We start from the raw sequence: 12,798 nt of genomic DNA, 5'->3' as shown, positions 1-12,798 counted from the left end.
ACATGGCTCCGCGAACGGCGTTCGCGGGGGGAGGCGGCATGTCTGATTCGATTGGTTTTTTGGTGATCATGGGTATCGCGATCGTGATCTACTTCGCGCCGACGTTCATCGCGGTGGAGCGGCGGCATCATCAGATGTGGGCGATCGTCGCGACCAACATCATTTTCGGCTGGACGTTCATCGGCTGGGGTCTGGCCATGATCTGGGCGGTGTCCGCCAAGCGCTGACTTCGGGGTCATTCCGGCTCCCGATCCCGCCGCTTCTGGATTTCGATCAGCAAGCCATGCTCGACGGCGGCCAGCAGCGGTGCCGCCACGTCGGCCGGCACGCCGGACGCCTCGCACACGGACAGGGCCGCCGGCATGTCCACGTGCCGCCAGCCGTCCATGTCCGTGGTCCGACACTGCATCGCCGCTTGCCATGCCGCGTTGCCTTCTACGCTGCGGGGCTGGTGGCGGACGTAGGGACAGAGCTGGCCGTCGGCGCCGCGCTCGCCCCGGGCGCAAGGCTGGCCTCGGTCGGAACAGGAGCCGCAGTATTCGGAGCCTCCACCGAAGTGCCAGATCGCACGTTCTCTGAGAGCTTTTTTTCGGCGTCGACCTCCGGCGACTTGTCCCACAGGGTCAGGAAGCGGTCGGCGATCACCGGGGCCAAGTCGAACAAGTCGGCGATCGCCGTCGCGGTGACCGGCGCCGGGCTGGAACCGTCCGCGCTCTCGACACCTGTCCATTCCTTGATCGCGTAGAGGCCGAGCGACTGGACGTAGAAGGCGTCGGCGAGGCCGGCGCGGATGTCCGGGTCCGACAGGTCGGGCAGGTCCTGGCCGACGACGCCGTTGGCGCGCAGGGTATCGAGCGTTTCCAGCAGGTCGCGCACCTTGCGATGTGCCGCCGATCGCGCGGCGGAACAGATGGCGTAGGCGCGTGGCCGCAGCAGGACCTTGACCCCGTAGCCGAGATCCTCCCAGGCCGCGACGCGCGGCTTATCCTCGACCCTGATCATGGTGCGTAACTCGCGACATCGTTGGTCAGGACCGCCGTCATCGCGGCGGCGGTGGTGACGGCGCCGGCCGCCTGGCGCTTGGCGGCCATCCAGGCGTAGCTGGCTTCGACTCCGGCCGGCCCGGAAATCGACCGCTGGGGCTTGGGGAGCCAGACACGCGGATAGGCGATCGACAGGGCGGCGCCCGGGCTTGGCTGCCAGCGGTACAGGAGATCGACGGGCGTGTCGGATTCCGCGCGGCTCTTCAGCGTGCCGGACCCGAACCGCGCGGTGATGGTGCCGTCGAGCTTGGCCGTCGCCACATCGATGTCGGCGATCCGGCCACCGTATCCGAGCGACCGCACTCCGCTCAGGGAGTTGTCGTAGACCATGCTGCTGGCCGTGATCTCCGCGACCTGCTGGCCGTCCACCAGGAGCGATCCCTGGGCCTGCAAAAAGCGCTGATAGGCGTGGGTGACCACGTCGCCCAGCGCGGCGCTGACGACTTCATCCTCGCGGTGCGCGATCAGGCTCGCGGTCAGCGAGGCCCGGCCGGTGCTGGCCAGGGCGAGCTGGGCGCGGGTCATCCAGACGCCGAGCTGGCGCCAGGTCAGCGCCGCCGGCGTCGAGCGAATGACCATGGTGGCGCGTCGGATGTCGGAGGCCGAGCAGCCGGACCCGTATGTGTGGGTATAGGTGGCGGTCAGCGTGGCGCCGCTGACCGTCGCGGCGCTGGCGGCCAGGCTGTACTCGGCGCCAGACGCTCCGGAGGTGTCGTGCTGGATATCCAGCCGGACGCCGTCGCCGACGGTGTAGGTCGCCGCCGCGACCTCGGCCACCACCGAGGCGTTGGCGGCCGCGGCGAGGGCGGTGACCGAGGCCAGAAGGTTGGCGCCGGTCTGGACCTCGGTCGCGGTGGCGGGGGCGCCTGACACGAAGGTGAAGACGGTGCCGTCCAGGGTGACGGTGTCACCCGCGCGCGGGTCGGCGCCGAAGGTGACCGAGCCGTAAGCCTTGCTGGCGGCCGTCGTCGGCAAGCCCAGCAGCAGCGCCAGCCAGAAACCGGTGCCGCGAACGTCCATCGGCACGGCGATGTCGCCATCCACCGTTTCGTCGCCGCGATCCGGATCGGTGGGATCGCGGCCTTGGCCAAGCAGGTCCGAGGTCTCCTTGCCGATCCGGCCGCTGAGGCCGTGGGACGTGAAGGGCAATCGCAGATAATCGCCGGCGGCTGGCGTGCCGATCGCGCCGGATTCGAGGCGGCCGAACAGCTCGCAGTCGAGGCCGGATAGGACGCGGAATGTCATCGTGGGATGTCCCGTCAGAGCAGGGGGTTGGTGGTGGAGTAGGTCAGCGTCACTTCGACGACGGCGCCGCGAAGGCCGGAGGCGCCCTCGATGGCCTCGTCGTCGAGATCGCGGGCCGCCGACCACGTCAGTCGCGTGACCGTGCCGCCGAGGGTTTGGTCCGCCGCGAGCGCCTGGCCCAGTCCGCGCAGCAGCTCGTCGAGATTGGCGATCCGGGCCGCGCGCGGAGCGGCCTGGACGATGGCCTCGACCAGTGCCACGTGGTCGTATTCGTAGGTCGGCGGCGAGAGGGTGATTTCCGGATCGCCCGGATCGCCGTCGCGGAGGATCAGCAGGCCACCCGCCGGCGCCGATTGCGGCAGCGGCTCGTTGCGGGTGACCTTGGCGCCGGCGACGCGCGACAGCACCGCCTCGAGGCCGGCGAGCGCCCGCTCGCGCGTGCTGAGGGTCACTTGGCGGCCTCACGGTTCCAGGCATCGACGATCAGGGTGATCAGCTCGCCCTGCCATTTCCGCGCGGCAGCGTCGATGTCCAGCCGCTTGGGCATGCGGGTCTGTTTGACCAGGTTGAACATCACCACCGAGGTCTGGCCCAGACCGGTCTTGGCGCGTTTGACGCCGATGTTGCGGTAGCCGCGCACCTTGCCGTCGGCCTTGCGGACGCTGGCGACCAGCATGTCCATCACCAGGAGCGCCGACCGGCCGCTCCTGTAAATGAAGCGCAACGGCCGGGCGAAATGCTCCTCGACCGACGCCGGGGTCGGTCGGCGCGAGGAGCCGCGGCCTCCCCGCTGGCGCGGTGCCGCCGAGGTCGGGATCGCCAGCCAAAGGCCGAGCTTGCCTTTGATGGTGGACCCCTCGGCGAAGGATGTGACGATGGTGGGAGCGCGGCTCCACACCAGCGTCGCGGCGCCCAGGCTCTCCTGGCCGTTCTTCGGGAAGACGCCCCGGCGCCAGGTCCGCGCCAGCCGCTCGCCGAGGCCGGCGGCGCGGACCTGCGCCTGAAGATCGGCGCGCAAGCCGTCGCCGGCGGCGCGGACACCGGCCGTCACGGCCTTGCGGCCGGCGGCGAGGTCCGCCTCGAGCATCTTCGACAGGTTCCCGGAAAAGGCCGCGTGGATCTTCACGGGGCGTCTCCGGAGACCGCGACGGTGTCCAGCGTCCACAACAGACGGCGCGAGTCCTCGCGGCGGGGCTCGCCCTGGACCTCGCGGGTTTCGAGCGGCTGGCCAGCCCCATCGAGCAACGTGATGGTGTCGCCGGCGGCGGGCGTAACGCCGGCGGCCGACAGTTCCATCACGCGGGCGAGGTAGACGCTGGCCTCGGTCACGATCCGCGCACCGGAAAACGGGACCACCTGGTCGGCGGCGTCGCGGCGCAGCCGGACCGGGATGCCGTCGCCCTGATCGCCGACGCGGTAGAGCGCCGAAAGGCCCAGTTCCTCGAAAGCCGGGCGGTGCAGGATGTCGTCCCAATCGATCATGGTCGCGAACGCCGTTCGGTCAGCGCAGGCCACGCCGGCGATCGTCGATCCGCGCCCAGGCGGCCATGGCGACGCCGGCGAGGGTGACCAGCGTGGACAGGATCGACGCACCCGGGAAGCTGGGCGGCAGGGCGGCGACGCCGTCGGTCACCGCCTGGAGCGCCACCGGGTCGGCCAGCAACTGGACGGCGGCGCCGGCGACCGCGCCGAGACCGGCGACACCGGCGCCGATGATCGTCCGCGACGCGACCAGCGGCCTGGGCGGCGGCTGGATGCCCGCCAGCAGCAGGCCCTTGTCGATCGTCGCGGCGTCATAGGGCTGCTGGCCGTTTTCCTTGGTGATGATGGCCTCGACCAGCGGGCGCATGACGGCGTGGTCGTGGACGTTGATCGGCTGGTCGACGCCGCACGAGAGCCGGCCGGCGACGAAGGCGCAGTACTCGACCGTCACGTTCTCGTTGGGCGGAGCCCAGCGGGTGACGATCTTGCGGACGGTGCCGCAGTCGTGACGGTCGGCGTAGGTGATCAGCACCCGGGCGAGCGCGCGTATGCCCCACGCCGGGTCCTGGAACACGACGAACCGCTTGTCGCCGGACTGGTCGCTGGCGAGCCCTTGCCACTTGGTCGGCGGGGTGGTGCGCTCGATATTTCCCGGGTTGTTGTTGCGGATGCCGCGCGGGAGCGTGGCGACCGGCTGTCGCGGATTGACCATCTATGGGTCCTCGTGGTGTTCGGGATGTGGAGAGTGTCAGCCGCGGTCGGCGGCGACGCGGCGGGGGCCACGGGGCTCGACCAGATCGGCGATTCGATCGATCCCGCGCGTCAGGACCTCGGCGAGCTGCGATGTCCCCTCGAATTGAGCCAACTGGCCTTCGAGCGAGGAGACCCGGGTGGACATCTCGGCGACGGCCCGCCGGCCCGTGATGTCGTTGCCGACTTGGTATTCCACCTTGGCCAGCCGCTCCTTCAGTTCGTCGATCCTGGCGTGCATGCGGCCGGCGCGGGCGCGGCCCTCGACCGCTTCGTCGGCGACCGCCTTCAGGAGTTTCGCTTCCATGGCCGCAAGCAGCGCGCCGACGCGCCAGATGACGCCACCGAAGACCATGAGCAGGCCAACGATGCCACTGACCAGGTTGAGAGCCGCTTGGGGTTCCATGGAGTGGACCTCAGGGCGCCGCGGCGACGGTCACGCAGGCCGACGCGTTGGGGCGGTAGGGGAACACGAGGGGCGCGGACTGGAGCAGCAGCCAGCGGACGGCGGGGTCCTTTTCCAGCCACGACTTCGTGAAGTAGCGTGCGGCCATGAAGTCCGCCTCCTCGTCGTGGATGGCGCCGTAGGCCCGGACGCCTTCGAGCTGGCTGGCGCTGGCCAGCGTCATGCTGAAGTCCGGCAGCATCTTGTATTCGGTCAGCACGCCGGCGTCGTTCTCGTCCACATAGACGTCCTGGTAGACCCAGATGTCGAAGTCGCCGACCGAGCCGACATAGCGGGCCTTGTCCTTCCCCTGGCCGCGGGCCATGGGGCTTACGTCCAGGCTGACACGTTCCACCCGGCGCAGGTCCAGGTACTTCTCGATCTGCGGGTCGTTGCGCATCAGGCGCCAGGCCAGCGGGTCGAGCACGACGGTGCGGGCGACGGCGCCGGACTTGCTCTGGATCAGCGCCGAGGTCTCCTCGATGGTGTCCAGCGCCTTGACGCCTTCCTGCCCCCAGCGCTGGCCGTCCGCGAGGCTGCTGGTCAGCGCGGCGTCACGGCCGAAATCGACCACCACGGTCGGATAATCCTCGCCCTTGACGGTGACCTTGCCGGTGGTCAGGGCCTCGGCCGCCATCGCCTCCTCGCGCCGGGTCAGCATGGTCAACTGGTCGGCCAGCGCCTGGCCGATCTGGCGCTGCCGCCGCTGCATCGGCGTGAGGACGCCGCCGATCTGCTCGCCGATCGCGCGCTTGAGCGGCGCGCGCGGATCGAACCGGCGCTTGTCCTTCGCGTAGGCCGGGCGGAACGACTTCGACTCGTAGCCCTGGCCCTCGACCACGCGGCCGGCGCGCGTCGGGTGGACGAACGGCGTCAGGCGCGGCTTGCTCTTGTCGATGTCGAAGGCGATCTCCTCGGCGCCGTCGGACGTTTGCTCGCTCGGGAAGAAGGTATCGAGGATGAAGCTGGCGGGCTGGTCGAGGTGCTCGACCACGCGGGACAGGAAGGAGGTGCTGAACAGGTCGGCCATCGGATCAGGACTCCAGGGTTCTGCGCAGGAAGATGTGGCGGGCCGCCAGGGGAGCGCGGATCGCGGCGAGGGTCAGGCCGGCGCCGAGCGTCAGGCGGCCCTCGCGGAACTCGCCGGTCAGATAGATCCCGGCGCGGACCGTCGCCGTGGCGGCGGCGGCGTCGTAGGCCAAGATCGTGACCGGATCGGCGGAGCCGTCGAGCGCGGCGGCGGTCGCCAGCCGGTACTGGCCCGACCCGGCGGCGACGGTGACGGTGATCGTGTCGCCCACCGCGAAGTCGGCGGACCCGTCGGCGACGGTGAAGTTGATGTGCGGCCCGGCGTAGGCGACGCCGACAGTCGCGTCGGCGAGGCGGTAACCGTCCGGATCGGTGACCGCGAAGGTACCGCCGTTGACGGCCGCGACAGTGCAGCGGAGCACGTAGGCGCCGACCTTGGCCTTGGCGCCGAGCGGCGTCGCGGCCAGGGTCAGGACACCGTTGCCGGTGTTGCCGCCGGTGGCCGCGACCGAGGCAGCGCCCTTGGTGATCTGGCCGAGCACCGAGCCGGCGACCAAGTCGGCGCCGGACGCGATGGTAACCGTCTCGGAGGCGCGCGGGTATTCGCCGGCGATCAGGTCGTCGGGGGACCAACTCCCCCGGCTCTCGTAGGATGCGAGTGACATTGCTGCGGTTCCTGCGGTTAACGGCGACGGGCCGACGCGGCGATCTGCTTGGCGAGATCGTCGTCATCGAGTTTGCCGCCGTCGCCATCGGCGCCGAGCGACACCTTGGGCTGGCGGGACATGGCGTCGGCGAGTGGCGACCCCTTGGGCTTCGTCGACGTCTGGGCGGTAGGCGCGGTCTTGAGGATGCCGATCGCCTGGATGGGCGATAGGCTGGTGTTGAGCGCCAGGTGGAGCGCCTGCTCAAGGCGGCCCGTGGCGGCTTGGCTGGAGAGGATCCGCCCGATCCGCTGGCGCTCGGCGGTGCGGGCCTTCGCGGCCGGCGTGGACTTCTCCTCCTCCTCGGTGTCGTCGTCCTCGCCGTCCTCGGCCTTGTCGTCGTCGGAGGTCTCGTCCTCCTCCTCGCCATCCGTCGTGGCGCCGGCGTCCTGGCCGGTTTCGTCTTCCTTCTTGTCCTCTTCGGCCTTGTGGCCGAGGAGGTTGGCGAAGCTGAATCTCTTGCCCATCGTCGGGACCTCAGTTGCAGTGGTTGATGAAGGCGGTGGCGGCGACATCGGGCGATGCCACTGCGTCGGCGAGGCGGAGGCGGAGGGCCTCGGCCAAGCGGGTGGGGCCGCTGTAGGCGCGGGCCTCGGTCGCCCCGGCGATCTCCTCGGTCAGGCCCAGCGAGGCGCGGTTGCGCGCGACGGTGGAGATGAACAGAGTGCGCAGGTCCTCGACCTCGGCCGTGAAATCGGCCAGGACATCGGGCGGCAGCGGCTCGTAGGGGTTGCCGTCGGTCTTATGGGCGCCGCCCCGGATGACGGTGACCTTGTAGCCTTGCTTTTCGAGCGCCGCGCTGACATCGAGGTGCAGCGTGACGACACCGATCGAGCCGACGCCACCGACGCGCGGACAGGCGATGCTGTCGGCGGCGCTGGCGATGGCATAGGCGGCGCTGTAGCAGGCGTCGTCGACCACGGCGGCGATCGGCTTGCCGGCGGGTTCCTTCGCCACCGCCATCCAGTCGACCAGATCGAAGCACCCCGAGGCATAGCCGCCCCCGGAATTGACGTGCAGCAGGACGCCCCGGATCTCCGGATCCTGGAACGCTTGCTCCAACTGGAGCCGGAGCACGTTGTAGCCGGTCGCCCATGGCCAGCCGACATAGTCGAGGTAGGGCACCAGCAGGCCGTGGACCGCGATCACCGCGACGCCGCGCTCGACCGGGTAGAGGGTCCGGCGCTCGACCGCGTCGCCGATCCACTGCGCGGTCGCGGGGAGCTTGCCTTGGGCGATCCGGGCGAGGGTGTCGGACATCGCGGCGGCGTGGCGCGGGTCGACCAGCGCCGGGAGCGGCCCGGTGATCAGGGGGATGGTCACTTGGATTTTTCCTGCTGCTGGTTGCCGTCGGTCGGCGACGTGGCCGTCGCCGCGACCAGGTCGGCGGTGGCCCAGGCCGGGCGCGGCAGGTTGAGGCGGTCGGTCTCGTCCAGCTCGCGCCGGCGCTGCTCCAGCACCTCCTGCCAGTCGAGGCCCTGCTCGGCCGCTTCCGCTTCGAGGGTGGAGAGACCCGCCTCCATCCGCATCTGAGCGGCGAGGGTTTCCTTGACCGGGTCGATGTAGCCACGTCCTGGCCCGATCCAGCGGGCACGGACCCACGCGGCCGGCATGTCGTAGAGCGACGGCGCGTTGGGCGGCAGGGTGACGGCGCCGGCGTCGATCGCCTCCTCGAGCCAGGCCAGATAGACCGGCTGGACGAACCCCGTGATGAAGGAGGCGCGATTGACCACCAGGCCCTTCCACACGTCGAGCAGCGCCGCGCGGGCGCTGCTGTAGTTGGCTTGGCTCCAGTCTTGGCTGACCTGCATGTACGTCTGGCCGGTGCCAGCCGCGAGGTGCTGGAGGAAATGGCCCATGAAGGGGCCGAAGCCGGCGGCGGGGCGCTGGGCGGCGTTGAGCTGGAATCGCTCGCCGGGGAACAGCTTGGGGATCTTGACGCCATTGAAGCGCATGTTGGCTGACGCGTGATATTCCGCGCGTTGCGCTTGGTAGCCCTTCGTCATGTCGCCGAGGCCGAGACGTTGATCCAGGAGAGTGGGATCCATCGGTGATTCGATGAAGGCGGCGAAAACCGCGTTGATGATGAAGGCTTGCAGCTCCAGGTCCGCGCCGTGCGACAGCATTTTGACGGCTTTGATCACGGCGGCCGAGGGGACGCCCCGGCTCTGTTCGGCTCGGTCCCCCTCGAAATGGTGGATCACGATGGGTCGGCCCCAGGCGGTTTCGCGCTCCAGCCGCTCCCAGCGATAGGCGTCGGCCCGCGAGGTGCCCCACAGGTCCATGCGGTGGCGCACGCGGATGTGATAGGCGATCGGCGCGCTGTCCTCGGACTGCTCGACACCGGCCCGGATCCGGTCCGTGTCGCAAGCCTCGTGCGGATTGGACAGGCGATCCGGGTCGACGATCCGCAACGTCGTGGCCCAGGGGCCGCCAGCGTCCGGGCGCCAATGCAGGACGGCCAGCGCCTCGCCATCGGTCTGCCAATGACCATAGGCGAGGCGCTGGAGACCGCCGAAGGTGCGGCGCCGCGCGACGTCGGACCGCATCAGCGGATCGTCGGCCCACTGGCGCCACGCCGCCTCGATCTGGGTCGCCACTTCCGTGGCCTGGGCATGGCTGAGGCCGAGCGCCCGATAGTCGGGGCGGGATTGCAGGATCAGGCCACCCCCGACGACGGCGTCGCGCTCCCGCTTGAGCAGGCCCTTGACCCAACCGTCATTGCGCGCGAGGTCGCGAAACCGGGCGACGATCGTGTCGCGCTCGGGGAGGAGGTCGGCGTCGGCGGAGGCGAGCGTCGGCATCCAGCCAGCCAACTCGGACGCGTAGCGCTCGGCCGCCTGATAGGCCGAGGTCGCGCCGGAGGCGGCCGACGCGCGCGGCATCGGGCGGCCGGAGACGTCGAGGATGGGCGAGGGGTTCAGCATCAGAAGAACCGGGGCATGGCGGGGGCGTAGCCGGCGCACTCGCCGAGCTTGATCTTCAGCTCGGCGATATGGAGGCGCAGCTGGGCGGACTGGGCCGGCGCGTAGGTGATGCTGCTGCCGTCGCCGCTGGCCACGGTGACCGACTTGCCGATGGTCAGGCGGTGCAAGGCGTCCTCCGCCTCGGTGAGGCGGCGGCGCAGGGTCGTTTCGTCGGTCATTGGATCCTCAGGGCCTCAGAGGTTGGCGAGGGCCAACAGAGGGTTGGAGAGCGGCGTGGCGGCAGGGGCCGGCGCTGGCGGTGCCGGTTCCGCGGCCGGCGCGTCTTCGGGGCGAACGGCGTTCGCGCCGGGCGACGGTTCCATCGAGGGGGCCGCCAACGCCGTGCTGAACAGGTCGGCATGGCCCGCCGGCGGCGGGGCTTGGCGCGCGGTCATGAGCTGCCGCCAGCCGGCGTCGTCGAGCCAGCCGGCGCCGACATGGTACGCGAGCGCGCGGGCGCCGACGGCGATGTCGAGCGCTTCGTTCGGCTGGTTGGCCTTGCGCTTTTGCCAGGATGTCCGGTTGTCGGTTTCGGACTTGACCAGATGCTCGGCGGTCAGCTGCTCGAAATGCTCGATCGTACGGAGCTTGGAGTAGATCAGGGCGCCGGGCCTGAAGGCGCCGTGTTCGTCGGCGCCGGCGAGCGTGAGGCCAAGCGCGCCGTAGACCTCCGCCTTCATCGGGTGGGTGCCGATCGGCCAGATCTGGGCGCCGCCCTTCAGGGTCTTGCCGGCGATCGACACGTCCACCGGGCTGGCGGCGCCCAGTGCCGGCCGGAGCGCGCCGGCGCGACCGTCCGTCGCGTACAGGTGCGCCGCCTTGCGGCTGAACATGTAGACCTGGTTGGAGTTGTAGCCGCTGTCGATGCCGAAGGCGTCGACGGGCCAGAGCTTGCCGGCGGCGTTGGGATACTGGCGGCGCACGACCTGCCAGAGCTTTTCCCAGACGCCCGGCAGCGTCGTGTCGCCGGGGATGACGCCCCAGTCGATTTCCCAGCCGCTCATGTACGGTCCCCAGGCGTATACGGACCATTCGAGCCGGTCGCCTTGGACGTCGCACATGCCGGTCAGGATGGCCGCGCCCGGGGGGAGGCGCCGCACCGGGAAATCGGCGGTGACCTTGACCAGCAGCTGGGCCTCGGGGACGTCGACGGTCTCCTCCCAGGGCTCGGCGAGTTTTTGCTGGGTGAAGGTTTTCAGCTTGGACGGGGTGTCCTTACGGTCGAGGTAATCCTTGACCAGGTCCTCCCACGACGTGAATGGGTTGATGACCGCCCAGAACGCATAGGAGGGTTGACGGCCACGGGGAGAGCGGCCGCGCCAGACGTCGATCATCTCGGGAGCGATGCAGGCCGGCGGCGCTGGGTTGTCGTTGACGGCATCGTCATCGACGTAGGTCGGCAGCCAGACGCCAGCGCGGTTCATCGCCAGCTTGTGGTGGTGCTCGATCCTGCCGTCGCAGTGCTGGCACCGGAAATGAGCGGGGACCCGGCGGCCGTCCTCGTCGAGATAGCGCAGGCGGCGCCATTCGAGCTGCTGGTACCAGCCGCACGCCGGGCACGGCAGGTAACGGCGGCGGCGGTCGCCCTTCGCCTCGTTCGCGGAGATTCGGCAATAGCCGGCCAATCCCGGGGTCGAGACGTCCAAGATCTTGACGCCCCGCTGGCGCCACGCGGTCAGCCGGTCCTCGGACAGGTCCATGGGGTCGCCGCGTCCGTCCACGTCGAACGGCCATTCCGAGATCTCTTCGCGGATCAGGACCCGCGCGGAGATCATTTGTAGGCCTTTGGAGCTGTTGGCGCCGGTGACGATGCAGAAACCACCTCGGTACCGCTTCATCAAGGCGGTGGAGCCGGTCGCATCCCTCGACTTGTCATCGCGGACTTTGTCGCGGAGCGACGGGGTTTCGTCGATCGTCGGCTGGAGCTTCGTCTTGTTGTACTTCTTCCCTTCGTCCAACGACGGCAGGACGATCAAGACTGGCGCTGGCTCGACATCGATGACGTAGCCAACCAGGTTGACCCCGCCCTCCGATTTGGCCGATTGCGCGGGTCCGAGGATCACGATGTGCGTACTCGGATCGCTGAAGCTGAGACAATCCATCGGCTCGACCAAGTGCGGCACCCGGTCATTGTCCCACGGACCCGGATGCGGGCTTCCGCTCTCGGCTCCAACGATGCGCTTGTCGGCAGCCCACTGGCTGACCGTCACGCGTGGAGGCGGGCGCAAGCCACGGGCGAGCGAGGCCGCGAACACGGTGGCGCCGTTGGCCAAGCCCGGCAGCGCGCTGGCGCTATTCGGCCGCACTGGGTAGCTCCTCCTCGGCGGCGCTCGCTTCGGGGCTGGCGCCGAGGCGGCGCTCCAACTCGGCGGCGAGGCGCTCCTGCATCTGGCGGAAGCGCTGATCGAGGTAGAGCGCGATCTCGCGCGGCTCCAGCATGCTCGCCAGCGTGACCGAGAGGTCGCTCGCCAGATGGCCCAGGTAGTCGGCCAGCATGCGGCCAAACTCGAACGCGGTTTCGTCGACCAGTTGGCGCTCGACCAGGAGGCCGGCTTTCTCCTCGCGCTGGGCCCGGGCGAGGAGCGCCTGCTCCTTCACCTTCTCGGTCTGCCACTGGGCGAGGGTGGCGACGGGGACGCAATCCAGGGAGCCGGCAGGGGCGGCGGTGGCGGTTGGTGCCACTCGCGGAGGATCTTCCTCGAAGGTGACGGCTACCGATCTGGGGGAGGTTTCGATAGCGTCGACTCGACGCATGGCCGGGTTGAGGTTCGCGGAGCGGGCGGTCCTGGCCTCGTTGATGTCAATGAGCGGACGCTTCTCGGTGCCTCGGTTCGGATAGAGGCGGCCAACCTGCCGGGACACCGTCGACTTGTTGACGCCAAGCAGCTCGGCAGCCTGTGACACGGTCACAAGGTTCACATCGCGGCCGGGTCTCCCGGTCGCGGCTATGTCCAACGTCTGTTGCATGCTTGTTGCTGTCTGTTGCTCGGATCGTTGCTAGGGCAACGTCTGTTGCATCAAATTTTCGGCCCGGTACGACCGATACAGAACGCCCTTGCCGACCGTATACGGATTTTGGCCGGGAAGGACCCGTGACGCCCAAGAGCCAGGGTGATTGCCGGAGGATGCGGCGG

The 12,798-nt window shown here is 69.5% G+C and carries 17 protein-coding genes; 1 reads left to right on the top strand and 16 read right to left on the bottom strand.

The genetic code is table 11. From position 1 onward, the window contains the following. The first annotated feature begins 38 nt into the window (after positions 1–38). Entirely contained in the window at positions 39–227 is a 189-nt protein-coding gene (locus N825_RS30340) for a superinfection immunity protein (RefSeq protein WP_037460101.1), read from the top strand. Between the two features lie 8 nt (positions 228–235). On the opposite strand, the gene N825_RS39315 is transcribed toward N825_RS30340, so the two are convergent. The 16 genes from N825_RS39315 to N825_RS40140 are packed head-to-tail and all read right to left on the bottom strand — an operon-like array spanning position 236 to position 12,631. Beyond that, positions 236–388, bottom strand: a complete 153-nt coding sequence (locus tag N825_RS39315; protein ID WP_157619648.1) for a DUF7697 family protein — start codon at positions 386–388, stop codon at positions 236–238. A gap of 47 nt (positions 389–435) precedes the next feature. Next, positions 436–1,002: a hypothetical protein gene (locus tag N825_RS30335; RefSeq protein WP_037460072.1), complete on the bottom strand. Its 567-nt coding sequence runs from the start codon at positions 1,000–1,002 to the stop codon at positions 436–438. Then, positions 999–2,288, bottom strand: a complete 1,290-nt coding sequence (locus N825_RS30330) for a phage tail tube protein (RefSeq protein ID WP_037460070.1) — start codon at positions 2,286–2,288, stop codon at positions 999–1,001. The genes N825_RS30335 and N825_RS30330 overlap by 4 nt, the downstream gene beginning before the upstream one ends. Before the next feature lie 14 nt (positions 2,289–2,302). Further along, positions 2,303–2,740: a hypothetical protein gene (locus N825_RS30325; RefSeq protein ID WP_037460069.1), complete on the bottom strand. Its 438-nt coding sequence runs from the start codon at positions 2,738–2,740 to the stop codon at positions 2,303–2,305. Then, a complete protein-coding gene (locus tag N825_RS30320) occupies positions 2,737–3,414 on the bottom strand; it encodes a DUF6441 family protein (protein WP_037460068.1) in 678 nt (225 codons plus the stop codon). The genes N825_RS30325 and N825_RS30320 overlap by 4 nt, the downstream gene beginning before the upstream one ends. Next, positions 3,411–3,770: a head-tail joining protein gene (locus N825_RS30315; RefSeq protein WP_157619647.1), complete on the bottom strand. Its 360-nt coding sequence runs from the start codon at positions 3,768–3,770 to the stop codon at positions 3,411–3,413. The genes N825_RS30320 and N825_RS30315 overlap by 4 nt, the downstream gene beginning before the upstream one ends. 19 nt (positions 3,771–3,789) lie before the next feature. Then, the gene (locus N825_RS39915) at positions 3,790–4,482 is read right to left on the bottom strand and encodes a hypothetical protein (RefSeq protein WP_037460066.1); all 693 of its coding nucleotides are present in this window, start codon (positions 4,480–4,482) and stop codon (positions 3,790–3,792) included. 36 nt (positions 4,483–4,518) lie between these two features. Further along, entirely contained in the window at positions 4,519–4,926 is a 408-nt protein-coding gene (locus N825_RS30305) for a hypothetical protein (protein WP_037460065.1), read from the bottom strand. Between the two features lie 10 nt (positions 4,927–4,936). Further along, complete coding sequence (locus N825_RS30300) at positions 4,937–5,995, bottom strand: major capsid protein (protein ID WP_037460064.1); 1,059 nt, start codon at positions 5,993–5,995, stop codon at positions 4,937–4,939. A 4-nt stretch (positions 5,996–5,999) separates the two neighbouring features. Then, positions 6,000–6,659 (bottom strand): head decoration protein, encoded by a 660-nt coding sequence (locus N825_RS30295; protein WP_051513598.1) that lies wholly within the window; start codon positions 6,657–6,659, stop codon positions 6,000–6,002. A gap of 17 nt (positions 6,660–6,676) precedes the next feature. Continuing rightward, positions 6,677–7,165, bottom strand: a complete 489-nt coding sequence (locus N825_RS37190; RefSeq protein ID WP_051513596.1) for a hypothetical protein — start codon at positions 7,163–7,165, stop codon at positions 6,677–6,679. A gap of 10 nt (positions 7,166–7,175) precedes the next feature. Then, positions 7,176–8,021 (bottom strand): S49 family peptidase, encoded by an 846-nt coding sequence (locus N825_RS30285; protein ID WP_051513595.1) that lies wholly within the window; start codon positions 8,019–8,021, stop codon positions 7,176–7,178. After that, complete coding sequence (locus N825_RS30280; RefSeq protein WP_084165195.1) at positions 8,018–9,625, bottom strand: phage portal protein; 1,608 nt, start codon at positions 9,623–9,625, stop codon at positions 8,018–8,020. The genes N825_RS30285 and N825_RS30280 overlap by 4 nt, the downstream gene beginning before the upstream one ends. Beyond that, positions 9,625–9,843 (bottom strand): gpW family head-tail joining protein, encoded by a 219-nt coding sequence (gene gpW, locus N825_RS30275; protein ID WP_037460063.1) that lies wholly within the window; start codon positions 9,841–9,843, stop codon positions 9,625–9,627. Before gpW ends, N825_RS30280 begins: the two co-directional genes overlap by 1 nt. Positions 9,844–9,858: 15 nt before the next feature. Beyond that, positions 9,859–11,970, bottom strand: coding sequence for a phage terminase large subunit family protein (locus N825_RS30270; RefSeq protein ID WP_037460060.1), 2,112 nt, complete (start codon positions 11,968–11,970; stop codon positions 9,859–9,861). Next, the gene (locus N825_RS40140) at positions 11,957–12,631 is read right to left on the bottom strand and encodes a hypothetical protein (protein WP_037460058.1); all 675 of its coding nucleotides are present in this window, start codon (positions 12,629–12,631) and stop codon (positions 11,957–11,959) included. The genes N825_RS30270 and N825_RS40140 overlap by 14 nt, the downstream gene beginning before the upstream one ends. Positions 12,632–12,798: the final 167 nt, after the last annotated feature.

The sequence above is a fragment of the Skermanella stibiiresistens SB22 genome, assembly GCF_000576635.1.
Classification (GTDB): domain Bacteria; phylum Pseudomonadota; class Alphaproteobacteria; order Azospirillales; family Azospirillaceae; genus Skermanella; species Skermanella stibiiresistens.
The sequence above is the reverse complement of the archived record's forward strand: the minus strand, read 5'-3'. Positions and strand labels throughout refer to the sequence as shown.

Excerpts from the sequence above, each read along its gene's own strand:
- N825_RS30340 (WP_037460101.1), top strand. The coding sequence starts at position 39 with ATGTCTGATTCGATTGGTTTTTTGGTGATCATGGGTATCGCGATCGTG.
- N825_RS39315 (WP_157619648.1), bottom strand. The coding sequence starts at position 388 with ATGGACGGCTGGCGGCACGTGGACATGCCGGCGGCCCTGTCCGTGTGC.
- N825_RS30335 (WP_037460072.1), bottom strand. The coding sequence starts at position 1,002 with ATGATCAGGGTCGAGGATAAGCCGCGCGTCGCGGCCTGGGAGGATCTC.
- N825_RS30330 (WP_037460070.1), bottom strand. The coding sequence starts at position 2,288 with ATGACATTCCGCGTCCTATCCGGCCTCGACTGCGAGCTGTTCGGCCGC.
- N825_RS30315 (WP_157619647.1), bottom strand. The coding sequence starts at position 3,770 with ATGATCGATTGGGACGACATCCTGCACCGCCCGGCTTTCGAGGAACTG.
- N825_RS39915 (WP_037460066.1), bottom strand. The coding sequence starts at position 4,482 with ATGGTCAATCCGCGACAGCCGGTCGCCACGCTCCCGCGCGGCATCCGC.
- N825_RS30305 (WP_037460065.1), bottom strand. The coding sequence starts at position 4,926 with ATGGAACCCCAAGCGGCTCTCAACCTGGTCAGTGGCATCGTTGGCCTG.
- N825_RS30300 (WP_037460064.1), bottom strand. The coding sequence starts at position 5,995 with ATGGCCGACCTGTTCAGCACCTCCTTCCTGTCCCGCGTGGTCGAGCAC.
- N825_RS30295 (WP_051513598.1), bottom strand. The coding sequence starts at position 6,659 with ATGTCACTCGCATCCTACGAGAGCCGGGGGAGTTGGTCCCCCGACGAC.
- N825_RS37190 (WP_051513596.1), bottom strand. The coding sequence starts at position 7,165 with ATGGGCAAGAGATTCAGCTTCGCCAACCTCCTCGGCCACAAGGCCGAA.
- N825_RS30280 (WP_084165195.1), bottom strand. The coding sequence starts at position 9,625 with ATGCTGAACCCCTCGCCCATCCTCGACGTCTCCGGCCGCCCGATGCCG.
- gpW (WP_037460063.1), bottom strand. The coding sequence starts at position 9,843 with ATGACCGACGAAACGACCCTGCGCCGCCGCCTCACCGAGGCGGAGGAC.
- N825_RS40140 (WP_037460058.1), bottom strand. The coding sequence starts at position 12,631 with ATGCAACAGACGTTGGACATAGCCGCGACCGGGAGACCCGGCCGCGAT.